This window comes from Janthinobacterium rivuli (assembly GCF_009208735.1).
Taxonomy (GTDB): Bacteria; Pseudomonadota; Gammaproteobacteria; order Burkholderiales; family Burkholderiaceae_D; genus Janthinobacterium.
This window is the reverse complement of sequence record NZ_WFLJ01000008.1, coordinates 171,798-195,985: the sequence shown is the minus strand read 5'-3', so window position 1 is coordinate 195,985 and position 24,188 is coordinate 171,798. Positions and strand designations below refer to the sequence as shown.

The following is a 24,188-nucleotide window of genomic DNA, read 5'->3' as shown; positions in this document are numbered from 1 at the left end:
AGCACGATGTTTTCCAGTACCCCATCCGCCGCCCACCGCGAGGCCCGCCACGAGTTGGACAACCTCATGGAAGAGGCAGGCGACGTCGTGTTCCGGCTCAATACGGACGGCCTGATCCTGTTCGCCAGCAGGCGCGCGGCCACCCTGTTTGGCGCACCCTCGGGTCTGTCCGGCCATTTGCTGCTGCCGCTGGCCACCGAAGCGTCGCGCGCGGCCCTGCAAGCGGCGCTGGAAGACGCCCTGGAAGAACCGGGTCGCCTGGAAGTGCGCCTGCAAACCCCGGACCAGGAAATCTGGTTCGAACTGCGCCTGTCCTCATATATGAACGCGGCCGGCATCGCCGAATTGCTGGTGGTCGGACGCGACACGTCGGCCCAGCACAATACGGAAGAACGGCTGCGCCACATGGCCACGCACGATGCGCTCACGGGCTTGCCGAACCGCTTGCTGCTGTCGGACCGCATCCGCATGGTGATCGCCCAAGCCGCCCGTTCGGGCCAGGGTTTTTCCGTCGCCACCATCGGCCTCGATGGCTTTAAAAAGGTCAACGATGGCCTGGGCCACCCGGTCGGCGACGCCGTGCTGCGCCTGGCCGCGGCGCGCCTGCGCAAGACCCTGCGCGACAGCGACACCCTGGCGCGCGTGGGCGGCGATGAATTCGTCGCCGTGCTGCCCGGCAGCGCCACCGACGCGCAGATCAAGCTGGTGACAGGCCGCCTGCTGGCCACCCTGCAGGCGCCGTTCGAAGTCGATGGCCACACGATCTACGTGGGCGCGTCCGTCGGCGTGGCGATCTATCCGCTGCACGCGGAAGATGAGGTGCGCCTGGTGGCGCTGGCCGATGCGGCCATGTCGCGCGCCAAGGAAACGGGCAAGGCCCGCTGCCTGGTCTACAGCCCGCGTTTGAACGGCCCGTCGGAACACGATATTTCGCTGGAAGCGGCCATGTTCCACGCCGTGCGCGAAGGCGAGTTTTTACTCTTTTACCAGCCCATCGTCGATGCGCACACGCGGCAGATCCAGGGCTTCGAAACCCTGATGCGCTGGAAGCACCCGACCCTGGGCCTGGTGCCGCCCGTGCGCTTCATCCCGATTGCCGAAGCCAATGGCCTGATCAACCTGCTGGGCGCCTGGGCGCTGAAGGCGGCCTGCGTGCAGCTCAAGCAGTTCCAGGAAGTGGCCAGGCGGCCGCTGTACATCTCCGTCAACATCAGCCCGCGCCAGTTCCGCAACGACAAATTCCTCGACGTGCTCGATGACGCCATCGCGTTTTCGGGACTCTCCGGCGAACACTTGGTGCTGGAAATCACGGAAGGCACCCTGATGATCGATCCCGTGCATGCGGAAACCATCCTCGTCAAGATGACGGAGCGCCGCGCGCGCATCGCCATCGACGATTTCGGCACCGGCTACTCCTCGCTCGCGTATCTGAAGCGCTTCCCGATTTCCGTGCTGAAGATCGACCGCACCTTCATCAAGGACTTGCCCGAATCGAGCAAGGATGCGGCCATCTGCAACACCATTCTCGACCTGGCCAAGCATTTGAACCTGTCCGTGGTGGCCGAGGGCGTGGAAACCGAGGAGCAGATGCACTTCATTGAGTCGCGCGGCTGCCAGTATGTGCAAGGCTACCTGACGGGCAAACCGATGCCGGCCCACGCCGCGCTATCGGCCTTGAGCGACAAAACCTATGCGGCGCTGGTGCCTGTGCCGTCTGCCAATGAACCGCGCGGAGGGGTGCAATGAATCCAGGTCATTTCACGGCGCCGACACAGCTCGGCAAAAACACCCTGGACCTGCTGTGGGCGCGCACGCGCCAGCAGGGCGACATGCCCGGCTTCGCCAAAGCCATCAGCGCCATCCTGGGCGCCATGCGCGGCGAGGATGACCACGAATTCGACATCACGCAAACGGTGTTGTCCGACCCTGTCCTCACGCACAAGGTGCTCAGGCTGGCCAACAGCGGCATGTATTCGGCCTTCGGCCAGCGCGTCAACACGGTGTCGAAGGCCGTGCTGGTGCTGGGCATCGACGCCATCGGCCACCTGGCGCTGGGCCTGAAACTGATCGAGGAGCTGTCACAGGCCTCGCCCGACTCCGTCAGCGCCCACGTGGAAATGGAAAAGGCCGTGCTGGCCGGGATGGTGGCGCAGCAGGTGGCCACCAGCGCCGGCAGCCTGCAGGCGGAGCAGGCCGTCGTCTGCTCGATGCTGCACACCCTGGGCCGCATGATGGTAACGTTCTATATGACGGATTTCTGGGCGCGCATGCAGGCGCACGCGGGCCCCGGCAACGAGGCCGCCGCCGCGCGCGAAATCCTCGGCCTGTCGCTGCCGGAGGTGGGCTATGCCACGGCCGCCCACTGGGGCTTGCCGCAGCATCTGATCAACGGCATGCGCCCGATGGAACCGTCGCCGGACGACTCGCCCGTCAGCGGCGCCGACTGGATGGCAGGCTTGTCGACCATGGCGGCGCGCTGCGCCGACTCGCTGTGGCATGACGACGCGGCCGGCGCGGCGCAGGTGCATGCACTGATCGACGACTACGCGGGCACCCTGGGCATCACCGCCACCGACCTGGTGGCGGCGGTCGACAAGGCGAAAGCCATGGCGGCGGCCGACCTGTCGATCGCCCCCCTGTCGAAACCGGCCGAACGGCGCGCGCGCCAGCTGGCATCGACGCGCATGCGCGCCGAAGGCAACCGCGTGCTGATCGGCGGCCTGGCCGACCTGCGCGGCGCCATCGGCAGCGCCAGTCCGGGCCAGATGGTGTCGATGGCCCTCGAAACGCTGCACCAGGGTTTTGATTTTTCACGCTCGGTGGCGTTCGTGCGCAACCACAGGGATCATCTGTATTCGGCGCGCATCAGCATGGGCGAAGGCATGGCCGACCTGCAGGATCTGATGGTATTTGGCGACGCGTATGAGCCAAACGTCTTCCATGCGGCCCTCAATAGCGACCGCGTGATCTTCATCGACAACGCGCGCGACCCGAAATTCGCCGCCAAGCTGCCGCAATGGTGGAAGGCCACGCTGTCGGAAGCGCGCAGCTTCGTCGTGCTGCCGCTGTCGGCCAACGGCCACCCCACGGGCTTTTTATATGGCGACTGGGACGACAGCTTCCCGCCGATTCAATTGAACCAGACGGAATTCAACCTGATCAACGATATCCGGGCGTTATTGGTGCAGTCGGTGGAGATGCGGCACCAATTGGAATTGGTGGCAAATAAAGTGGCTTGAGGCGCTTGCTACCGGATTGACGTGGCGCGGCCACGCCAATCCGGTAAGAGTCCATTATTTCAACTTCGGCGTCGATACCGACACATCGCCGCACTGCGCGCGGTGCATCAGGGCGTGGTCGATCAGCACCAGCGCCAGCATGGCTTCGGCGATCGGCGTGGCGCGGATGCCCACGCACGGGTCGTGGCGGCCGAACGTTTCCACCATCACGGGATTGCCCTCTTTATCGATCGAACGGCGCGGCGTGCGGATCGACGACGTCGGCTTGATGGCGATCGACACGCTGATATCCTGCCCCGTCGAGATGCCGCCCAGTACGCCGCCGGCGTTATTGCCGATAAAGCCTTCCGGCGTCAGCTCGTCGCCATGCTCGGAACCCTTTTGCGCCACCGAATCGAAACCGGCGCCGATTTCCACGCCCTTGACGGCATTGATGCCCATCATGGCGTAGGCGATGTCGGCGTCGAGCTTGTCGTAGATGGGCTGGCCCAGTCCCACCGGCACGTTTTGCGCGATCACGTCGATGCGCGCGCCGATGGAATCGCCGTCGCGGCGCAACTGGTCCATGGCCTCTTCCATGCGCGCGATCAGGTCCGCGTCGCCGCTGGCGGCAAAGAACGGGTTCGCATGCACGTGCTCCCACGACTGGAACGGCACGGCGATGTCGCCCAGCTGGCTCATGCAGCCCTTGAACGTGGTGCCGTACTGCTGCAGCAGCCATTTCTTGGCGATCGCCGCCGCGCCCACGACGGGCGCCGTCAGGCGCGCCGACGAGCGTCCGCCGCCGCGCGGATCGCGCACGCCGTATTTATGCCAGTAGGTATAGTCGGCGTGGCCGGGGCGGAAACTTTCCGCGATGTTGCCGTAATCCTTGCTGCGCTGGTCTTCATTGCGGATCAGCAGCGCGATGGGCGTCCCCGTCGTCACACCCTGGTACACGCCGGAGAGGATTTCCACCGTATCGGATTCCTGGCGCTGCGTCACGTGGCGCGAGGTGCCCGGCTTGCGGCGGTCCAGTTCGGGCTGGATATCGGCTTCCGACAGGACCAGGCCTGGAGGGCAGCCATCGATCACGCAGCCGATGGCCGGACCATGCGATTCGCCGAAAGTGGTAACAGTAAACAGCTTGCCAAAAGAATTGCCGGACATAGTAGGAAGTGTGAGGACTGGAAAACCTAATTCTACCAGCCTGCGGGGCATGCCATGCCGCTAATGCCGCGGCAAGCCCCGATATTGCCCCGCCAAAATCGCCATTTTTAAATCCCGTGTATTTTTTTCATATAAAAAACACCAAATATGAGTTGCAATCATGCAATACAAGAAATATTGCTCCACAGAATAGATTTAAAAAAACATTTTGCTTGTTAAATAGCTATATACTTGGATGATGGGCGATCAGAAAATGGGCGAGCCTCGGAGACACTTGAGTGCTGCTTTTTCGATGCGCCCTGAGTGCATCAGAAATGGCCAGGGCTAGGCGCGCCGCCGAAGACAGTACGCAAGTACGGCGAGGCGGTGCAACAACGCCATGGGCATTTCTGATGTGCTCACATTCCGTACTGAGTCATCTTGGAGAAGCTATACATGCCCGCACCGATCATCCCCCTTGACGCCAACAAGGACGATCACGACGACCTGGTATTCCTCGATGAGCAACCAGCGGCGCCGCTGGCCGTCGCACCGCGCAGCGTCTGGCGGGTGATGATCATCGACGACGATGAAGACGTTCACTCCACCACCACCTTCGCCCTGGGCAACCTGGAAATGCAGCACCGCCCCCTGGAATTCGTGCATGCTTACTCGGCCGGCCAGGCGCGCGAGCTGCTCAAGCATGAAGACGACATCGCCGTCATCCTGCTCGACGTGGTGATGGAGCAGGATGACGCGGGCCTGCACCTGGTGCGCTACATCCGCGAAACCCTGAAAATGACGGACGTGCGCATCATCCTGCGCACGGGCCAGCCCGGCTATGCGCCGGAAATCGACGCCATCCGCGATTTCGACATCAACGACTACAAGACCAAGTCCGAACTGACGCGCATCAAGCTGTTTACGACGGTGACGGCGGCCATCCGTTCGTACGAGCAGATCCGTTCGATCAGCAGCAGCCGGCGCGGCCTGGACCGTATCGTCCACGCCAGCACGCAACTGATGGCGCTGCATGGCGTGCAGAATTTCTCGGCCGGCGTGCTGGCGCAGATCGCCGACCTGCTGGGCATCCGCGCCGACGGCGTGCTGTGCGTGCAGGATTTGCAGGACAATGGCAGCAAGGAGCTGCTCGTCTCGGCCTGCACGGGCAGCTTTTCCAGCTTGCCGCACAGCGCCCTGTGCGGCCTGCAAAACCCCCGCGTGATGGCCGCCATCGAACATACCTTGGCGCAGCGGCGCAATGTGTACGCGCACGACTACGCCACGCTGTATTTCGCGGGCAAGGCCAGCCGCGATGCGGCCGCCTACCTGGTGCTGCCACGCCCCCTTTCCGCCATCGATGAAAGCCTGCTGGAAGTATTCTGCAGCAATGTCGCCGTGGGCCTGGACAACGTGGAACTCGTGTCGCACCTGCACAATGCCGCCTTCTATGACCAATTGTCGAAGCTGCCGAACCGCACGCGCCTGGTCGAAATCCTCGACGCCGCCCTGGCCGGTCCCGCGCGCGACGACGCCACCCTGTCGCTGGTCGATCTCGACCATTTTGCCGAGACCAACGACGCGCTGGGGCACCAGTTCGGCGACATGCTGCTGGTGGCCGTGGCAGGACGCCTGCAAACCCAGCTGGGACCGCAACTGACGGTGGCGCGCCTGGGCGGCGACATTTTCTGCGTGCTGGGCGACTCGTCGCAAGTCAACCCGGCCAATATCCTGGCCCTGTTCCAGGCGCCGTTCAGCATCGATGGCCAGGACGTGCAATTGTCCGCCACCCTGGGCCTGGTGCGGCTGGGCGAACATGCGGGCACGGGCGCCGATGCGCTGAAGGATGCCGACATCGCCCTGAAACGGGCGAAAAGCCAGCAGCGCGCCGGCCACTTCTATTTTTCGCGCAGCATGGGTATCGAAATCCGCGAGCGCGTGCGCATGATGCATGCGCTGCGCACCGCCTTTAGCCAGGGCCAGCTGTTTGTCGTGTATCAACCGCAGATCGACCTGACCACGCGCCGCCCCGTGGGCGCCGAAGCGCTGCTGCGCTGGCAGACGCCGGACGGCAAGTTCATCTCGCCCGACCGCTTCATCCCCATCGCCGAGTATTCCGGCATCATCATCGACCTCGGTGAATGGGTGCTGCGCACAGCCTGCCGCGAACTGGTGCTGCTGCGCGAGCAGGGCCACCGCAATTTCGTCATGTCCGTCAACGTGTCGCAAGTGCAGTTCCGCCACCCGCTGTTCCTGGAAATGCTGCGCGCGGCACTGGAAGAGACGCAGGCGCCGCCCGAGTTCATCGAGCTGGAAATCACGGAATCGATGGCCATGGAAGAGCCCGATTTATTGATCAAGATGTTGTGGCAGATCAAGCAGACGGGCGTGAGCATCGCCATCGATGACTTCGGCACGGGTTTTTCTTCCCTATCCTATTTGCAGCGGCTGCAGGTCGACCGCCTGAAGATCGACCGCGCGTTTGTGACGGAAATCACGGGATCGGCGCGTGGCAGCAGCATCGCCGAGATGGTCATCCAGCTGGGCCGCAACCTGGGCCTGGCCGTGATCGCCGAAGGCGTGGAAGACGAGCGACAGGCGCAAATCCTGCAGGCGCTGGGCTGCCCGATGGCGCAAGGTTTCCTGTTCGCCCGCCCCATGACGGCCACGGCGCTGGGCAGCTGGCTGAACAATGAGGCGCTGCAGGGCGCCGCCTAGGCGCCACTGTGACGAGTCCATGCAAAACGCCGGCGGTGCCGGCGTTGTTTTTACTGCAGGAGCAAAGCTTAATCGGTGGTTTCGGCCGGCCAGTCGCGGATGTACGCCTTGAGCATCTGGTTTTCAAAGCTTTGCGCTTCGAGCACGGCACGCGCCACGTCGTAGAAGGAAATGACGCCCAGCAAGGTCTTGGCATTCATGACGGGCAGGTAGCGCGCGTGCTTTTCCAGCATGATGCGGCGCACTTCATTGACTTCCGTATCCGGGGTCACGGTGATCGGGTGGTCATCCATGTGCTTGCGCACGGTGCCGCCGCCGATCTGGCCTGCGTTTTCATGCAGCGCGTTCAACACTTCGCGGAAGGTCAGCATGCCGACCAGGTCGCCAAATTCCATGACCACCAGCGAACCGATGTCTTTTTCAGCCATGGTATTGGCCGCGTCAAGCAGGGGCTGGTCAGGCGTGACCGTGTAGAGGATATTGCCCTTGACTTGGAGAATTTCAGATACTTTCATATTGGCCGTCCTGTCCGCGTGATTGGTATTTTAGTTATTCTAGCCCTTACTGCGACTGTAGCCTATGCCTGCGGAAAAATCCAGCCTTGCGCGCAATCAAATCGAGGGGGATTGTCAGGCAAGAAAAACGTAGCGAGCGGATGCGCGGCGCGGCCGAGAAGCGCAGCGGTACGCGAGTACCGTGAGCATCGCCGGCCGTGCCCCGCGACGCGCAGTAGTTTTTCACGCCCTGCGGCGGAACCAGCCGGCTATCGACAGGCGCTCGCGCGCCGTCGGCAACACTTCGTGCAGCATCTCGCCCGACATGAACATCGCCATGCGCCCCGCCTGCGGCGCGATATCGATGTGCTCGCCGCCCTGCGGGTGCAGGCGCAGCGCGCCGCCGTGTTCGGGCAGCCAGTCATCGTTCAGGTACAGCACGACGGACACGGTGCGCTTGTCGTCGTCGCGGAAACGGTCCAGATGAGCCCGGTAAAAGGCGCCCGGCGCGTACAGGGCGAAATGGCTTTCGTACTCGTCCAGTCCCAGGAACAGCTCGCGGTTGAGCATGCAGCGCAGCGTTTCCATGTGTTCCAGGTAGCGGTCGCAAGCGGCTGAGCGGCCCGTTTCCAGCCATTCGATATGGTCGCCGCGGATGTCCGGCTGCAGCAGCGGTGCATGGCCGCTGCCCACGCCGGCACCCTTCATCTTGCCGCTGAGCATGGATTGCACGCATTCGGCGGCCAGCTGGCGGCTCAGTTCAGGGGAGATAAAATGCTCTTGCATGAGCCAGCCTGCGTGGCACAGGCCGTCGACGATAGAAGGTCCGGGCACGGCAAGGGCGCCGTCGAACGATATTGCGGGCATAAAATCTTTCTTGGTGGACATGCGATGAGAGTTCGCCTGAAGCCCAGGATTTCGCTGGCACGTAGCCGCCTTCCCTGCGGCGCGGCGCACGCGCACAGGTCAAACAGCCCGAATATCGCTGATCCGATATCCTACCACCGCCGCACCGTGCCGGTCACTTTTTTTACACTGCAGGTTACACGCGCCACCCGCCAGCACGGCGCCATGCGCCCTGCACAGGAGCCCTTTTGCTCCGCTGCAAATCAGGTTACGATCTTGCCACTATAAAACTTGGCGGAGACACCATGAGCGGCCCGAAATACCCCGGTTTCGATACTTTATCCCTGCATGCGGGCGCAGCGCCCGACCCGGCGACGGGCGCGCGCGCCACGCCCATCCATTTCACCTCTTCGTTCGCCTTCAAGAGCTCGGAACATGCGGCCTCGCTGTTCAATATGGAGCGGGCCGGCCACGTCTACTCGCGCATCTCGAATCCAACCAACGCCGTGCTGGAAGAACGCATCGCCGCACTCGAAGGGGGCGTGGCCGGCCTCGCCACGGCCAGCGGCCAGGCCGCCATGCACCTGGGCTTGTCCACCATCGCCGGCGCCGGTTCGCACATCGTCGCCTCGCGCGCCCTGTACGGCGGCTCGCACAACCTGCTGGCCTATACCTTGAAACGCTTCGGCATCGAGACGACCTTTGTCGACCCGCGCGACGCGGATGCCTGGCGCGCCGCCATCCGCCCGAATACGAAAGTACTCTTCGCCGAAACCCTGGGCAATCCCGGCCTCGACGTGCTGGACATCCCCCGGATCGCCGCCCTGGCGCACGAACATCACTTGCCGCTGATGCTCGATTCGACGTTTACCACGCCGTATCTGCTGCGCCCCTTCGAGCACGGCGCCGACCTGGTGTTCCACTCGGCCACCAAGTTTTTATGCGGCCATGGCACGGCCATCGGCGGCCTGCTCGTCGATGGCGGCACCTTCGACTGGCAGGCGGCCTACGACAAGTCGGGCCGCTTCGCCGAACTGTGCGAACCGTATGACGGCTTCCACGGCATGGTCTTCGCCGAAGAGTCGACGGTGGCGCCGTTCGCCCTGCGCGCGCGGCGCGAAGGCTTGCGCGATTTCGGCGCCGTCATGAGCCCGCACAATGCCTTCGCCATCTTGCAAGGCATCGAAACCCTGGGCTTGCGCATGGACCGCCACGTGGCCAACACGCGCAAGATCATCGACTTTTTGCTGGCCAATCCGGCCGTGGAATCCGTCTCCTACCCCGAACTGCCCTCGCATCCCGATTACGAACTGGCGAAAACGCTGCTGCCGAAAGGCGCGGGCGGCGTGTTCACCTTCCGCCTGCGCGGCGACCGCGCGGCCGGCCAGCGCTTCGTCGACAGCCTGAAGATCTTTTCGCACCTGGCCAACGTGGGCGACGCCAAATCGCTCGTCATCCATCCCGCCTCCACCACGCACTTCCGCGTGCCCGACGATCAACTGGCGCAGGCGGGCATCACGCAGGGCACCATGCGTTTGTCCGTCGGCCTGGAAGACGCGGATGACTTGATCGAAGACCTGGCCCGCGGCCTGAAACTGTCGCAGAAAGGCGCATGAGATGCTGCTCACCATCGACAATACCGTCGCCTACTGCTACACGGGCGGCAAACCCTTCAAGCCGGGCCAGCCGACGGCCGTCTTCATCCACGGCGCGCAGAACGACCATTCCGTGTGGGCCCTGCAGACGCGCTATTTCGCCCATCACGGCTGGAACGTGCTGGCCGTCGACTTGCCGGGCCATGGCCGCAGCGGCGGCGCGGCGAAAGCCAGCGTCGAGGAACTGGCGCGCTGGATACTGGCCGTGCTGGACGCGGCCGGCGCGCCCAAGGCCATGCTGATCGGCCACAGCATGGGTTCATTGATCGCTCTGGAAGCGACATTCCTGGCGCCGGAGCGCGTCAGCCACCTGGCCATGCTCGGTTCCACCTACCCGATGAAGGTCTCGCCCGCGCTGCTGGAAACGTCGCTGCACGACGAACAGGCGGCCATTGACATGGTCAATATCTGGTCGCACTCGTCGATCGCGCAAAAGCCGTCGTTTCCCGGCCCCGGCTTCTATGCCATGGGCGGCGCGCGGCGCTTGAAACAGCGCATCGCCGCCCTCAACCCCGATCACGTGTTTCACACGGATTTTTATGCGTGCAATGCCTACGCGAACGGAGAAATCGCCGCCGCTTCGGTACACTGCCCCACTTTATTCATTTTCGGCGCACGCGACATGATGACGCCACCCAAATCGACCAAGCTGCTCACGTCTGCCATCGCGCATGGCACGGTGGTGCAGGTCGACAGCGGGCACGAATTGATGGCCGAGCAGCCGGACGCCGTGCTCGACGCGCTGTTTGCGTTTGCGCAGGCAGCGTGAGTGCATGTTTTTTTAGGATAGATGGATGATGTTGCTGAATACCCTGTTTGACGAATTGACTGGCCGCGGCAGCGGCACGGAAGCGGAGCGGCACGAACGCTATACATGGCTGGAACAGCTGCGCTTCACCAACCCGCTGGCGGACGAAGGCGGCCCCATGGCCGGCATTCCGTACTACCAATGGTGCCGGCTGCCGCAGGCGCTCGTCGTGGCGGGCCAGCACACGGATCTGCTGGTCGGCACCACGAGCTCCCAGTACCTGGTCTTCGAGGGCCGCCACGCGGCGGCCTTCGCGGCCGAACTGGGCCTGCAATACGACGCAAACAACCGCATCGACCGCCCCGGCGGCATCGATGCACTGCTCGATGCCTATGAAGAGCAGGAGGACGGCAGCTGGGCGACCTTGCCGAATGAACCGCCGGCGTCATCGCTGGCCGGCTGGGACGACGTGTACTTCCGCGTGCGCGATCTGAGCGACGGCAGGACCATCCAGAGCGTGACCACCATCGCCTACGAGAGCAGCCGCTTCCCTGGCTACACCCTGCTGGGCACGACCTTTGTGGGCGTCGGCGCCATCGTCCACGACGACGAAACGGCGCAGTATATGCAGCAAATCTTCGCCGACTGGGCCATCCAGCGCGATTGCGCCGCCACCTGCCCGGCTTCGTCCACGCCCTGGCCCCACGCGCCGCGCCAGGTGCCGCCCGAGACGTTCGGCACCGCGTTCGACTTTGGCCGCAACCTGACTTACCTCGATGCCCTGCTGGCCGCCTATGTCCGCGCGCAGGCACAGGCGGAAAACGACGGTGGCGACGCGGCCTACTGGGCCTGCGCGGCCGCCAGCACGGCGTACCAGGTCTTCTCGCTGCGCTACACGGCAGGCCTGCCCTTGCCCGACGTGGAGCCGGCGCTGGAAGCGGCCGTCGCCGCCTGCGAAACGGCGCGCGCGGCCCTGGCCAAGGCCTACGATGACGACGCCATGCCCGCCTTCGATTTCGAACAATTGACGGACTATGCGCGCACCCTGCAGCTGCTGGGCGCGACCCTGCTGTTCGGCCGCCACGACCTGGCCAGGCGTCTGGCCGCCCTGCAGACGGCCTTCGATGGCGAAGATGGCGTGTATGAAGCGCTGCTGTCCTTCATCGATCCGCAGCGTCCCGCCGTCGATGAATGGTATTTCGCCGAGCCCTATACCGCCCTGTACGACTGTCTCGACGCGGACGATCCCGTGCAGCGGCTCGAGCACCTGCAGCACTACCTGGCCAGCTGGCATGGCGCGCTGGTGCGCGAAGACTGGTTCAACGGCCATTTGCGCGCGCAGGGACTGGGCGGCTACTACGGCTTGTGGGCCTTCGAGGCGGCCGCCGTGGCAAAGCAGCTGGGACTCGATCGCGGCGCGCTCGCGCACTGGGTCATGCCGCCGTCGCCCTGACTACCCCGTTCACTTTCAGATACATATTCATGATCAATACCGCAGCCCTGTTCAGCACCGCCTTTTTATCCAGCCAGACCGGCTTCGACACCGACGCCATCACGGGCCTGGCCGAATGGCGGCTCGATACCCCCATGCTGTTCAAGCTGCTCATCGGCGCCGAGGCGCAAGCCGTCGCCTGGCCCATCTATGGCGATGGCGAAGACTGCGCCTGCGTGCTGGCCGCGCCGATGGCGCAGGCGCAGGCCAGCTGGCAAGCCTTGTGCGCCCTGATGGACAGGCCGCGCGACGCCGCGTCCATCGTCGCGCGCAGCGCCATCAGCGCCCTGCTGGCCGGTGGCCAGGCGTGGCTGGTGTTTGACTGCGTGCAGCTGATCGCGCACGATATCGACACGCCGGAATACGCCGCCGCGCTCGACGCCCTGCGCGCCGAGGCGCAAGCCCTGCACCTTGCCCTGCAACGCGGCGACCGGCAAGCGCTGGCACCCCTGCTGGCCGCCGGCGCCGCATCGCCCGCCATTGGCTACTGGTCGGTCACGGCCGTCGCGCAGCTGGCCGATGTCGAGGAACTCGATGCAGACGCTGTCCCCTTCCTGCAAGGCCTGGAAGTGGTGGGCTGGGAGGAAGACGCGTTGTGTTATGAAGTGAGCGCCCCCGGCGAACCGGAGGTCACCGGCCTGGTCACGCCCTATGGCCGCTGGATCGTGCCCCTGTCGCGGCGCTATGTCGACCTGGGCACTTACTACGCGGACGATGGCTGGCTCACCTTTGCCACGACGGACGCCCCCGAGGCGCACGGCGTGCTGGACCTCAATGGCACGGTGGTGCTGCCGCCCGCCCCCGGCGCCCTGTATGTGATCAGCCCCCACCTGGTGCAGCAGATCGATGCAGACGGCGCCAGCCGCTTGTTGCGCCTGCCCGATGGCGCGCTGCTCATCGACAGGGTGGACAATATGTGCCAGCGCGAAGATGGATTGATCGACATCGAGCGCCAGACGCACGATGACGAACGCAATGTGCACGGCGTGGTCGACAAGATGGGCAAGGTGGTGGTGCCGCCCGCCTACAGCTCCGTGCAGGATTTCGGCACGAAAAAGAAGATCGCCATCGTCAGCCAGCGCATCGACGGGCGCTTCCTGTTTGGCCTGGTCAATAGCCAGGGCGAGCTGCTGGCGCCCTGCCAGTACGAAGCCATCGACTGCGCCACCACCTCGTCGCCGCCCAAGCTGCGCAAGAACCTGATCTTCGCCATCGATGCGCAAGGCCTGGCCTGCATGCTGACCCTGGATGGAAAACAGGCGTTCACGCCCTTGTACTCACCGGCCCACCATCTGCGCGGCGTGGCCGTGCAAAGCGACTTTTTATATGTGGTCAAGGATGGCATGGCCTGGAGCATGGATTTCACGGGCCAGTTGCTGGAGCAGTTCGACACCGTGGACAACTTCAAGGCGGCCATCACGGCGCAATTGAGCGAGGCCATGGGGCTGGGCAAGAAAAAATCCGTCAAGCGCCGCAGCTTTACGCCGGCGCAAATCCTGGCAAAGGCCGACCGCGCGCAGTTGCGCGCCATGGCCGCCCTGCTCTTGCAAGGCGATGCGGACCTGGCCGCGCGCTGCGTGGACATCACGCTCGAAGAGCTGGCGGAGGACGATCCGGAAGAGGAATACGAAGGCGACTCGCCCGAAGCGGCCTGTTTCTTCCTGCTCTGGTCCACGGCCTCCCACACGCTGGGCCACGGTACCACCCTGGACTGGAAAGCCGTCGATGAAGTGCCGCGCATCGCCCAGCATATCGAGCTGCCCGCGCTGCGCGATTTTTCGTGGCCAGAGCGCGAGGATGGCGACGCGATGGCCGAGGGCCTGGCCGCCATCGCCGCCCACCTGGCGCCGCACCAGCTGCGCCTGGTCAACATGCACGGCGGCGAGGACACATATTATCTGGGCGTGGTGCGGGCGCAGGATGCGGCAGCGTTCAACAAGGTGGCGCTGCAGGCAGCCTTGCGGCCCGTAGTGTACTAAGAGTAAGAGCCGCTCAGTTGCATTTGACGACCCCGAAATGCTGCGCCAAAGTCAATCCCAGCCCCTGCTCCACGGCGTTTTCCACTTGCGCCGCCAGGGCTGCGGCTTCTTCCGCCGCCTTGATGTCGCGCTCGTTGGTGGAGCCGGCCGGATAGCCGGAATTGACGCGCATGCCGCCGAAAACGAAGAGCCGGTAGACGTCGGCCAGGCTGATGCGGTTGACGTTGCCCAGCAAGACCCAGTGGTCGGAACTATCGGCCACGCGCTTGCCCCACTGCACCCGCACGGCGCCCTCCACGTTGACTCGTCCGACCCAGCCCTGCTGCACCATCTTGTCGAGCAGGGTTTCCATCTCCTCGAAGCCCAGGCGCGTGCTGCGGCGGATCTCGGCCGCGCCCACCAGGGCCGAATCGCCGCAGTGGCACGCCTGGTGCAGCACTTTCAGGATGGCGACGGCGTCGACAAATTCGCTGCCCGGCGCTGCCTCGTACCACCAGCGCTCGTATTTCACGACGGGCAAGGCGGCCACCAGCAAGGCGCCCACGAGGGTGATCATCCAGCTCAGGTAAATCCACACGAGGAACAGCGGCAAGGCGGCCAGCGCGCCATAGATGCGCGAATAGGTGGGGAATTCCTGGATGAATTCGCCGAAGCCACGCTTGGCCACCTCGAACGCCAGCGCCGCCAGCAAGCCGCCCCAGGCCGCGTCGCGCCAGTCCACGTCGCGGTTCGGCACGGCGATGTACAACAGGGTAAATGCCAGCATGGTCAGGCCGACCGACACCAGGGTATAAAACACGGTGCCGAGGAAGGGCACGGCGCCCACCACGCCGCTGGTAGCGATGAAGACGCGCGACGTCACCGTCAGCGACACGCCCACCAGCAGCGGCCCCAGGGTGACGATGGCCCAGTAAACAAGTAAACGTTTGGTCCAGCGGCGCTCCTGGCGCACGCGCCAGATGCGGTTGAAGACGCGCTCGATCAAGCCCATCATGCCCACCGAGGTGACGATCAGGGCGCCCGCGCCGATGGCCGACAGGCGCGTGGCCTTCGAGGCGAATGTGGTCAGGTAGTCGAGGATGGTGTTCGATATCCCCTTGGGCATCACGCTTTGCACGAAATAGTCTTCCAGCGCGTGGCGGAAGGTATTAAACAGGGGGAAAGTGGTGAAGATGGCCAGTGCCAAGGTCAGCAGCGGCACCAGCGCGAACACGGTGGCGAACGTCAGGCTGCCGGCCACTTGCGGCAGGCTTTCCTCGCGCACGCGGCGGCGCGCGAACTGCAGCAGGTCGCGCGTTTCGGACCACGTCAGGCCGCGCACGACGGCCAGTCCCATGCTCAGGGCGCGCCACAGGTAATGAAAGATGGGGAGTATATATTTTGAAAACATGTGCAAAATCAGAACGGCGCCATGACAGCAGTCGTATCAGGCTGTAAAGCGCCCTATAATACCAATGATGAAGCCAACCAATCTGATTATTCTCGTATTGTTTTATTCACGCCATGGCGCCACGCGCCAGTTGGCCGAGCTGATAGCCCAGGGAGTGGAAAGCGTGCCTGGCTGCGATGCGCGCCTGCGCACCGTGCCCGCCGTCTCCACCGTCAGCGAAGCGACGGCGCCCGAAGTGCCGCTGGACGGCGCGCCCTACGTGGAACTGGAAGACTTGCAGGAATGCGCGGGCCTGGCCCTGGGCTCGCCCACGCGCTTCGGCAACATGGCTGCCGCCATGAAGTACTTCTGGGATGGCACGGCCAGCGACTGGCTGGCCGGCAGCCTGTCCGGCAAGCCCGCCTGCGTGTTCACGTCCACGGGCAGCCTGCACGGCGGCCAGGAATCGACCCTGCTGTCGATGATGATCCCCCTCTTCCACCACGGCATGCTGGTCATGGGCCTGCCCTACACGCATGCCGAACTGATGACGACGTCCACGGGCGGCTCGCCCTACGGCGCCACGCACTGGTCGGGCATCGACGGCGACAAGGCCTTGAGCGACGATGAAAAGCGCCTGGCCATCGCCCTGGGCCGGCGCCTGGCGGAAAACGCCGCGAAACTGGCGGGCGCCTGATGCACGGCGCTCTGCACAAGTATTTTCACTGGGGCGCCATCGCCAGCCTGGTCACTCTGATCGTCTGGTGCCTGGCATGGGAAACCGTCGTCGCGCCGCTGAAGCCGGACGGCTCCTGGGTGGCCCTGAAAGCGGCGCCCCTGCTCATTCCCCTGTACGGCGTCATCAAGCGCGACGTCTACACCCTGCAATGGTCGTCGATGGTGATCCTGCTGTATTTTACGGAGGGCGTGGTGCGCGGCTACAGCGACACGAACCCCACTTCGGCCCTGATGGCCTGGGGCGAGGCGGCCATCGTCTGCATCTATTTTGTCTGCGCCGTGCTGTATCTGCGCCCTTATAAGAAGGCGGCCAAGCGCATGGCCAGGGAACTGCTGGAAAAAGTGAATAAAGTGAGCATCAAGAAATGAGCGACAAGCCTATGACTGACCAAGCCGATTTCCTCGCCGCCTGCCGAGAGCTGCTGGGCGACACCTACGTCCTCACCCAGGATGCCGACACGGCGCCCTTCCTCACCGACTGGCGCGACCGTTTTACGGGCAAGGCCCTGGCCGTGCTGCGGCCCGCCACGGTGGAGCAAGTGGCAGCCATCCTGCGCGCCTGCGCGCAATGGCAGGTTCCCGTCGTGCCGCAGGGCGGCAATACGGGCCTGGTCCTGGGCAGCATCCCCGACGACGCGGGCACGGCCATCGTGCTGTCGCTGGCGCGCCTGAACAGCATCCGCGCGCTCGATCCCGTCAACCGCACCATCACGGTGGACGCGGGCTGCATCCTGCAAACCATCCAGGAAGCGGCCAGCGCCGCCGGCTGCCTGTTCCCCCTGTCGCTGGCGGCCGAGGGCAGTTGCACCATCGGCGGAAATCTGGCGACGAACGCGGGCGGCACGGCCGTGCTGCGCTACGGCAACACGCGCGAGCTGTGCCTGGGCCTGGAAGTGGTCACGCCGCAGGGCGAGATCTGGAGCGGCTTGCGCGGCCTGCGCAAGGATAATACGGGCTACGATTTGCGCGACCTGTACATCGGCGCCGAGGGCACCCTGGGCGTGATCACGGGCGCCGTGATGAAACTGTATCCGCAGCCGAAAGCCTGCATCACGGCGCTGGCCGCCATGCCCTCGCCCGCCCACGCCTTGCGCTTGTTAAGCCTGATGCAAGACCATTGCGGCGCCAGCCTGACGGGTTTTGAACTGATGTCGCAGTATTGTCTGCAACTGGTGGCCGAGCAGTTCCCGCAGCTGCCGCGCCCCTTCGCCGAAGCGCATGGGCAATCGCATGGGCAATATGTGCTGCTCGAATTATCGAGCAGCCAGTCCGAGGCGCACGCTGTGGAATTGCTGGAAGCGAGCATCGGCGCGGCCCTGGAAGACGAATTGATCGAAGACGCCGTCGTCGCCAGTTCCGTGGCGCAGTCCGAGGGACTGTGGCAGCTGCGCGAACACATCCCGCTGGCGCAGGCGCAGGCGGGCAAGAACATCAAGCACGATATCTCGCTGCCGATTTCCCGCATCGCCGACTTCATCTCCGTCACGGATGCGGCCCTTGAATCAGCCTTCCCCGGCTGCCAGCTCGTGTGCTTCGGCCATCTGGGTGACGGCAACCTGCATTACAACGTGGCGCCACCCGCCGGCATGACGGATCGCGACTTCCTGGCCAACCAGGACGCCATCAACCGCATCGTGCACGACCAGGTCCATGGCTTTGGCGGCTCGATATCGGCCGAACACGGCATCGGCGCGCTGAAAAAAGCGGATCTCGCCCGCTACAAGTCGCCGCTGGAACTGCAGCTGATGCGCGCCGTGAAGCAGGCGCTGGACCCGCAAAACATCATGAATCCAGGGAAGGTATTGTGAAGCCGTCGTCCCTGCTGCTCATGGCCATGCTGGCCGGTTCCGCCGGTGCGCAGGACGTCTACAAATGCGTGCAGGATGGCCAGACCAGCTATAGCGCAACGCCGTGCGCGGGCGGCCAGCTGCAGATCATGGAAGTCCCCACGCCCCCTCCTGCCGTCGACAAGGGCGCTGCCACGCGCCAGGAGCGCGTGGCCAGCCAGATGGAAGCGGCGCGCAAGAAGCGCGAAAACCTGGAAGACCAGGCGCGCGAACGGGCCGCCAAACAGAAGGAAATGCACGAGAAGCACTGCGCCCAGCTGCGCCTGGAGCAGAAATGGACGGCGCAGGACGCCGTCGGCGCCGGTGACAAGACCCGCGATGCGGCGCAACTGAAAGCGCGGCGCGCCGGCGAACGCCTGGCCGTCGAATGCCTGCATTGAGTGCACCGGCAGCACATCCTGCGGGTGCGCGCCTGCTGTCGCGCTGGCTGCTGCTGGGCGAATGGCGCGCCCATCCCGTGCGCGCCTTTGTCGCCATTCTGGCCATCGCCATCGGCGTGTCGCTGGGCTTTGCCATCCACCTGATCAACGCGGCCGCCTTCAATGAATTTTCCACGGCCGTCAAAAGCCTGTCCGGCCAAGCCGACGTGCAGGTGGCCGGGCGCGAAGCGCTGTTCGACGAAGCCATCTACCCGTGGCTGGCGCAGCGCGACGGCGTGGCCGTCGCTTCGCCCGTGCTGGAACTGCAGGCCGCGGTGGCAGGCAAGAAGGACGGCGGCCCGCTGCATATCCTGGCGCTCGACGTCTTCCGCGCCGGCTTCATCTCGCCCGACCTGATAGGCGCGCCGGCCGAAGGCCAGCCTTTCGACACCCTGGCCGACGACGCCATCTTTTTATCGCCGGCCGCCTTGCGCTGGCTGGCTGTGGCCGAAGGCGGCCAGGTCGCGCTGCAATCGGGCACGGGCACGGTGCCGCTGCGCGTGGCCGGTTCGCTGCAGCGCGCGCGCGCCGGCCAGCGCATCGCCGTGATGGATATCGGCGCGGCGCAATGGCGCTTCAACAAGCTGGGCAAGCTGTCGCGCATCGACTTGAAACTGCGCCAGGGCGTCAATCGCGACGCCTTCCAGGCCGATCTGTCTCGCGCGCTGGAGGCGCGGTATCCGGGGCGCTTCCAGGTGGGCCAGCCCAATGACGAGAACCAGAATAGCCGCAACAATAACCTGAGCCGCGCGTACCGGGTCAACCTGACGGTGCTCGCCCTCGTCGCCCTGTTTACTGGGGCGTTCCTCGTCTTTTCCACGCAGGCGCTGTCCGTCATCCGCCGCCGCGGCCAGTTCGCGCTGCTGCGCGTGCTGGGCATGGAGCGGGGCGCGCTGCTGCGCCAGGTGCTGCTGGAAGGCGCCAGCCTGGGCATCGTGGGCGCCGCGTTGGGCATCGCTGGCGGCTATGCCATGGCCGCCGTCGCCCTGCGCTTTTTCGGCGGCGACCTGGGCGCCGGCTATTTCGCGGGCGTGCAGCCACAAGTGCAGTTCACGCCCGTTGCCGCTGGCGTGTATTTCGCGCTGGGCCTGGGAGTCGCCTTGCTGGGCTGCGCCGCGCCCGCGCTGGAAGCGGCGCGCGCGGCCCCCGCCATCGCCCTGAAATCGGGCAGCGAGGAAGTCGTGACGACGCGCCTGGCGAAAACCTGGCCCGCGCTGGCTTGCCTGCTGCTGGCCGGCGCCCTGACATTCCTGCCGCCCGTATTCGAACTGCCCCTGTTCGGCTATCTGTCCATCGCCCTGCTGCTGATCGGCGCCATCGCGCTGATGCCGCAATTGGCGGCCGTCGTCTTCCGCTTCCTGCAGCGCGCATGGCTGCGCACGGATATCAGCTTGCACTCGCCCGTGCGCAGCCTGACGCTGGCCCGCCTGGCGAACGCCTCGGGTCAGGCCGGCATCGCGCTCGGCGGCGTGCTGTCAAGTTTCAGCCTGATGGTGGCGATGGCCATCATGGTGTCGAGTTTCCGCGTTTCCGTCGACGACTGGCTGCTGCAGATCTTGCCGGCCGACGTGTATGCGCGCACGGCCGCCAGCGGCGGGACGGCCGGTTTGAACCCGCGCGAACAGGCCAGCATCACCGCCTTGCCCGAGGTGGCCAGGGTGGATTTCCAGCGCGTGCGCTCGCTGTCGCTGGCGCCCGACCGCCCGAACGTGGCGCTGCTGGCGCGCCCCATCCATTTGCCCGATCCGGGCAAGAGCATGGTGCTGGTGGGCGACACCCTGCCCGTGCCAGATGGCGACAGACCCGTGTGGCTGTCCGAGGCGGCGGCCGATCTGTACAACGTCAAACCGGGCCAGCGGATAGCCCTGCCGCTGGCCGGCGGCCTGCACCAGTTCTTTGTCGCCGGCATCTGGCGCGACTATGCGCGCTCGTCCGGCGCCATCCAGATGCCGCTGGACGACTACCGCGCGCTGACGGGCGACCTCGATGTCAGCGACGCGGCCCTGTGGCTGGCCAAGGACGCCACCGGCGACGCGCTGCAGCGAAGCCTGAAAAGCCTGCCCTTCGGCGCCAGCCTGGAAGTATCGAATCCGTCGGCCATCCGCGCCCTGAGCCTGCAGATCTTCGACCGCAGCTTCGCCGTCACGTATCTATTGGAAGCGATCGCCATCGTCATCGGCCTGTTCGGTGTGGCCGCCACGTTTTCCGCGCAGACGCTGGCGCGCGCGCGCGAATTCGGCATGCTGCGCCACGTGGGCGTGACAAAGGGGCAGATCCTGTCCATCCTCGCGCTCGAAGGCGGCGCGCTGACGGCGCTGGGCATCGCCACCGGTTTTATTTTGGGCCTGTTGATCAGCTTTGTGCTGGTCTTCATCGTCAATCCGCAATCGTTCCACTGGACCATGCAACTGCATCTGCCGTGGCCATTGATCGCCACCGTGGCCGCCGCCCTGCTGACGGCGGCCGCCGCCACGGCGCTGATCGCGGGCCGCCAGGCGCTGTCCGCTGGCCCCATCCGCGCCGTCAGGGAGGACTGGTAATGCGCCGTGTTTTCATCTTGTTCGTGGCGCTGGCCATCCCTGCGCTGGCCGCGCCGCCCGCCTTCGCCCCCGTCACGCCGCTGCCGGCCGGCCAGACCCTGCGCCTGCCGCACGACTTCGGCGCCCATCCCGCGTATAAAACGGAATGGTGGTACGCCACGGGCTGGGTCAAGACCGCCGCCGGGGAACAACTGGGCTACCAGGTGACCTTCTTCCGCAGCGCCACGGCCACCGATGCCGATAATCCCAGCGCGTTTGCGCCGAAACAGCTGATCATCGGCCACGCGGCCCTGTCCGACCCCATGGTGGGCAAGCTGCTGCACGACGAAAAAAGCGCGCGCGAAGGTTTTGGCCTGGCCTACGCCAAGGTGGGCGACACGGACGTGAAACTCGATGACTGGCGCATGCAGCGGCAAACGGACGGCAGCTACCGGGTCAGCCTGGCCGCGCGCGAATTCAACTTGCAGCTGACCCTCGCGCCCACCCAGCCCGTGCTGCTGCAAGGCGAAGGCGGCTACTCGCGCAAGGGCGCGCGGCCCGCGCAATCGAGCTACTACTACAGCGAGCCGCAGCTGCGCACGACGGGTACCATCGCGCGCGCGGGCGGCAAGCCGGAAGCCGTGACGGGCGCCACCTGGCTCGATCACGAGTGGTCCAGCCAGGTGCTCGATGCGGACGCCAGCGGCTGGAACTGGATAGGCGCCAACCTCGACGACGGCGGCGCCCTGATGGCCTTCCAGATCCGCAGCAAGACAGGTGCTAAACTATGGGCGCACGCGACATGGCGCGATGCGTCCGGTAAGATGACGCAGTTCGCCCCCGGCGACGTCGATTTCACGCCCACGCAGCTGTGGCGCTCGCCCCGCACGCAGGCCGAATACCCGGTCGCCACCGAGATTCGCACTGGCGCCACGCGCTGGCAGATCAAGCCGCTGCAAGCGGACCAGGAGCTCGATTCGCGCCGCTCGACGGGGGCGGTGTACTGGGAAGGCGCCGTGACGGTGGAGCGCGACGGCCAGCCGGCGGGCCGCGCCTACCTGGAAATGACGGGCTACGTGCAGCCGATGAAGTTGTAAGCAATACAAAATACAGTACCTACCAAGCGAAAAACAATGACAACCAGCACAGAAACAGGCAGCACCAGCAGCACCGCAAGCGCAGCAACTCTTGACACCGGCACCAGCCGCGAACTGAAAAAAGGCAGCCTGGCCGCCTTCAAGGGCTTGATGCCCTTTTTGACGCCGTACCGCAAGCAGTTTTTCCTGGCCGGTATCGCGCTGGTGGTGGCCGCCGCCTCGACCCTGGCCATTCCCGCCGCCTTCAAGCAGATGATCGACCTCGGTTTCGGCGGCGCGGCCGGCTCGAAGAGCATCCAGCACGTCGACCTGGTCTTCCTCGCCCTGTTCGGCGTGGCGTCCATCCTGGCGCTGGCCACGGCCGCGCGCTTTTACACGGTGTCATGGCTGGGCGAGCGCGTCACGGCCGACATCCGCAGCGCCGTGTACCGCCACGTCGTCACGCAAAGCCCCGCCTTCTTTGAAACGACGCAGACGGGTGAAGTGCTGTCGCGCATCACCACCGACACGACCCTGATCCAGGCCGTGGTCGGCACCAGCATCTCCATGGCGCTGCGCAATGTGCTGCTGTTCCTGGGCGGCCTGGTGATGCTGTTCGTCACCAGCGCCAAACTGGCCGGCATCATCATCGGCCTCTTGATCCTCGTCGTCGTGCCCATCATCGTGTTTGGCCGCCGCGTGCGCAAGCTGTCGCGCGACTCGCAGGACCGCATCGCCGACGCGTCGGCCATGGCCGGCGAAATCCTCAACGCCATGCCCACCGTGCAAGCGTTCACGCACGAGAAAATCGAATCGAAACGCTTCGGCGACTCCGTCGAAGGCGCCTTCATGACGGCCATGCGCCGCATCCGCGCCCGCGCCTTGCTCACCATGATCGCCATCCTGCTGGTCTTCGGCACCATCGTGTTCGTGCTGTGGCTGGGCGCGCGCGCCGTGCTGGAAGGCTCGATGACGGGCGGAGATCTGGGCCAGTTCATCCTGTACGCGTCCATCGTGGCCGGCGCCATCGGCGCCCTGTCCGAAGTGATGGGCGAAGCGCAGCGCGCCGCCGGCGCCACCGAGCGCCTGCTGGAACTGATGGCCGTCAAGTCGGAAATCGAGTCTCCGGCCACGCCCCTGCCGCTGCCCGCGCGCGCCGCCACTGGCGCTTCGCTGTCCCTGGACGATGTCATGTTCTCGTATCCATCGCGCCCGGACACCCACGCGCTGGACCATGTGAGCCTCGACATCGGCGCCGGTGAAACGGTGGCCGTCGTGGGTCCGTCCGGCGCCGGCAAGACCACCCTGTTCCAGCTGTTCCTGCGTTTTTATGACCCGCAAAGCGGCAGCATCCGCCTCGACGGCGTCGACATCAAGCAACTGGACTTGCACACCCTGCGCGACGCCATCGGCATCGTGCCGCAGGATACCGTGATCTTCTCGGCCGACGCCATGGAAAACATCCGCTACGGCCGCGCCGGCGCCAGCGACGAGGAAGTCATCGCGGCCGCGAAAATGGCGGCCGCCCACGAATTCATCGAACGCCTGCCCAACGGCTATAAGTCCTTCCTCGGCGAGCGGGGCGTGCGCCTGTCCGGCGGCCAGCGCCAGCGCATCGCCATCGCCCGCGCCCTGCTGAAAAACCCGCCGCTGCTGCTGCTCGACGAAGCGACCAGCGCGCTGGATGCGGAATCGGAACGCCTCGTGCAAAAGGCGCTCGAAGCGGCCATGGTCGGCCGCACCACGGTCATTATCGCGCACCGCCTGGCCACCGTGCAGCGGGCCGACCGCATCATCGTCATGGAAGACGGCAAGATCGTCGAGACGGGCACGCATGCCTCGCTCGTCGCATTGGGGGGCATCTACGCCAATTTGGCGGCCCTGCAATTCCATCACGTACAGCTCAATCAAGCGGAATAAT

At 65.1% G+C, this 24,188-nt stretch carries 18 protein-coding genes; 14 read left to right on the top strand and 4 right to left on the bottom strand.

All coding sequences use genetic code 11. The features are described 5' to 3' along the window. Positions 1-6 precede the first annotated feature (6 nt). Together GCN78_RS12755 and GCN78_RS12750 are read left to right on the top strand one after the other, a co-directional pair. Positions 7-1,746: a putative bifunctional diguanylate cyclase/phosphodiesterase gene (locus GCN78_RS12755; protein WP_152252047.1), complete on the top strand. Its 1,740-nt coding sequence runs from the start codon at positions 7-9 to the stop codon at positions 1,744-1,746. Beyond that, complete coding sequence (locus GCN78_RS12750; protein ID WP_152252046.1) at positions 1,743-3,239, top strand: HDOD domain-containing protein; 1,497 nt, start codon at positions 1,743-1,745, stop codon at positions 3,237-3,239. The genes GCN78_RS12755 and GCN78_RS12750 overlap by 4 nt, the downstream gene beginning before the upstream one ends. A gap of 54 nt (positions 3,240-3,293) precedes the next feature. On the opposite strand, the gene aroC is transcribed toward GCN78_RS12750, so the two are convergent. Continuing rightward, positions 3,294-4,388, bottom strand: coding sequence for a chorismate synthase (aroC, locus tag GCN78_RS12745; protein WP_152252045.1), 1,095 nt, complete (start codon positions 4,386-4,388; stop codon positions 3,294-3,296). A gap of 435 nt (positions 4,389-4,823) precedes the next feature. Here aroC and GCN78_RS12740 point away from each other — a divergent pair, with 435 nt between their 5' ends. Next, on the top strand, positions 4,824-7,085 hold the full coding sequence (locus GCN78_RS12740) for a putative bifunctional diguanylate cyclase/phosphodiesterase (protein ID WP_152252044.1): 2,262 nt from the start codon (positions 4,824-4,826) through the stop codon (positions 7,083-7,085). Positions 7,086-7,153: 68 nt separating this feature from the next. Here GCN78_RS12740 and GCN78_RS12735 read toward each other — a convergent pair whose 3' ends face one another. Both GCN78_RS12735 and GCN78_RS12730 read right to left on the bottom strand, forming a co-directional pair. Next, positions 7,154-7,600: a CBS domain-containing protein gene (locus GCN78_RS12735; RefSeq protein WP_010398828.1), complete on the bottom strand. Its 447-nt coding sequence runs from the start codon at positions 7,598-7,600 to the stop codon at positions 7,154-7,156. Between the two features lie 222 nt (positions 7,601-7,822). After that, positions 7,823-8,446 (bottom strand): 2OG-Fe(II) oxygenase, encoded by a 624-nt coding sequence (locus tag GCN78_RS12730; RefSeq protein WP_152252043.1) that lies wholly within the window; start codon positions 8,444-8,446, stop codon positions 7,823-7,825. Between the two features lie 284 nt (positions 8,447-8,730). Between GCN78_RS12730 and GCN78_RS12725 the strand changes: the two genes are divergently transcribed. The 4 genes from GCN78_RS12725 to GCN78_RS12710 are packed head-to-tail and all read left to right on the top strand — an operon-like array spanning position 8,731 to position 14,299. Next, the gene (locus tag GCN78_RS12725; RefSeq protein ID WP_152252042.1) at positions 8,731-10,041 is read left to right on the top strand and encodes an O-acetylhomoserine aminocarboxypropyltransferase; all 1,311 of its coding nucleotides are present in this window, start codon (positions 8,731-8,733) and stop codon (positions 10,039-10,041) included. 1 nt (position 10,042) lies between these two features. Continuing rightward, positions 10,043-10,849 carry an alpha/beta fold hydrolase gene (locus tag GCN78_RS12720; RefSeq protein ID WP_152252041.1) on the top strand — a complete coding sequence of 269 codons (807 nt, stop codon included), beginning with the start codon at positions 10,043-10,045 and terminating at the stop codon, positions 10,847-10,849. A gap of 25 nt (positions 10,850-10,874) precedes the next feature. Beyond that, positions 10,875-12,281, top strand: a complete 1,407-nt coding sequence (locus GCN78_RS12715) for a PoNe immunity protein domain-containing protein (protein ID WP_152252040.1) — start codon at positions 10,875-10,877, stop codon at positions 12,279-12,281. A gap of 29 nt (positions 12,282-12,310) precedes the next feature. Then, positions 12,311-14,299, top strand: coding sequence for a DUF6630 family protein (locus GCN78_RS12710; RefSeq protein WP_152252039.1), 1,989 nt, complete (start codon positions 12,311-12,313; stop codon positions 14,297-14,299). A 13-nt stretch (positions 14,300-14,312) separates the two neighbouring features. Here GCN78_RS12710 and GCN78_RS12705 read toward each other — a convergent pair whose 3' ends face one another. After that, positions 14,313-15,689: a YihY family inner membrane protein gene (locus GCN78_RS12705; RefSeq protein ID WP_226939605.1), complete on the bottom strand. Its 1,377-nt coding sequence runs from the start codon at positions 15,687-15,689 to the stop codon at positions 14,313-14,315. Positions 15,690-15,756: 67 nt separating this feature from the next. Here GCN78_RS12705 and wrbA point away from each other — a divergent pair, with 67 nt between their 5' ends. From wrbA to GCN78_RS12670, 7 genes are read left to right on the top strand one after another with little or no spacing between them, the layout of a single operon-like run. After that, complete coding sequence (gene wrbA / locus GCN78_RS12700) at positions 15,757-16,365, top strand: NAD(P)H:quinone oxidoreductase (protein ID WP_152252038.1); 609 nt, start codon at positions 15,757-15,759, stop codon at positions 16,363-16,365. Then, positions 16,365-16,775, top strand: a complete 411-nt coding sequence (locus tag GCN78_RS12695) for a DUF2069 domain-containing protein (RefSeq protein ID WP_152252037.1) — start codon at positions 16,365-16,367, stop codon at positions 16,773-16,775. Before wrbA ends, GCN78_RS12695 begins: the two co-directional genes overlap by 1 nt. A gap of 11 nt (positions 16,776-16,786) precedes the next feature. Then, positions 16,787-18,214 carry an FAD-binding oxidoreductase gene (locus GCN78_RS12690; protein WP_226939604.1) on the top strand — a complete coding sequence of 476 codons (1,428 nt, stop codon included), beginning with the start codon at positions 16,787-16,789 and terminating at the stop codon, positions 18,212-18,214. Then, on the top strand, positions 18,211-18,633 hold the full coding sequence (locus GCN78_RS12685) for a DUF4124 domain-containing protein (RefSeq protein WP_152252035.1): 423 nt from the start codon (positions 18,211-18,213) through the stop codon (positions 18,631-18,633). Before GCN78_RS12690 ends, GCN78_RS12685 begins: the two co-directional genes overlap by 4 nt. Further along, the gene (locus GCN78_RS12680; RefSeq protein ID WP_152252034.1) at positions 18,621-21,212 is read left to right on the top strand and encodes an FtsX-like permease family protein; all 2,592 of its coding nucleotides are present in this window, start codon (positions 18,621-18,623) and stop codon (positions 21,210-21,212) included. Before GCN78_RS12685 ends, GCN78_RS12680 begins: the two co-directional genes overlap by 13 nt. Continuing rightward, the gene (locus tag GCN78_RS12675; protein ID WP_152252033.1) at positions 21,212-22,288 is read left to right on the top strand and encodes a lipocalin-like domain-containing protein; all 1,077 of its coding nucleotides are present in this window, start codon (positions 21,212-21,214) and stop codon (positions 22,286-22,288) included. The genes GCN78_RS12680 and GCN78_RS12675 overlap by 1 nt, the downstream gene beginning before the upstream one ends. A 36-nt stretch (positions 22,289-22,324) precedes the next feature. Further along, positions 22,325-24,187, top strand: a complete 1,863-nt coding sequence (locus GCN78_RS12670) for an ABC transporter transmembrane domain-containing protein (RefSeq protein WP_152252032.1) — start codon at positions 22,325-22,327, stop codon at positions 24,185-24,187. Position 24,188 lies beyond the last annotated feature (1 nt).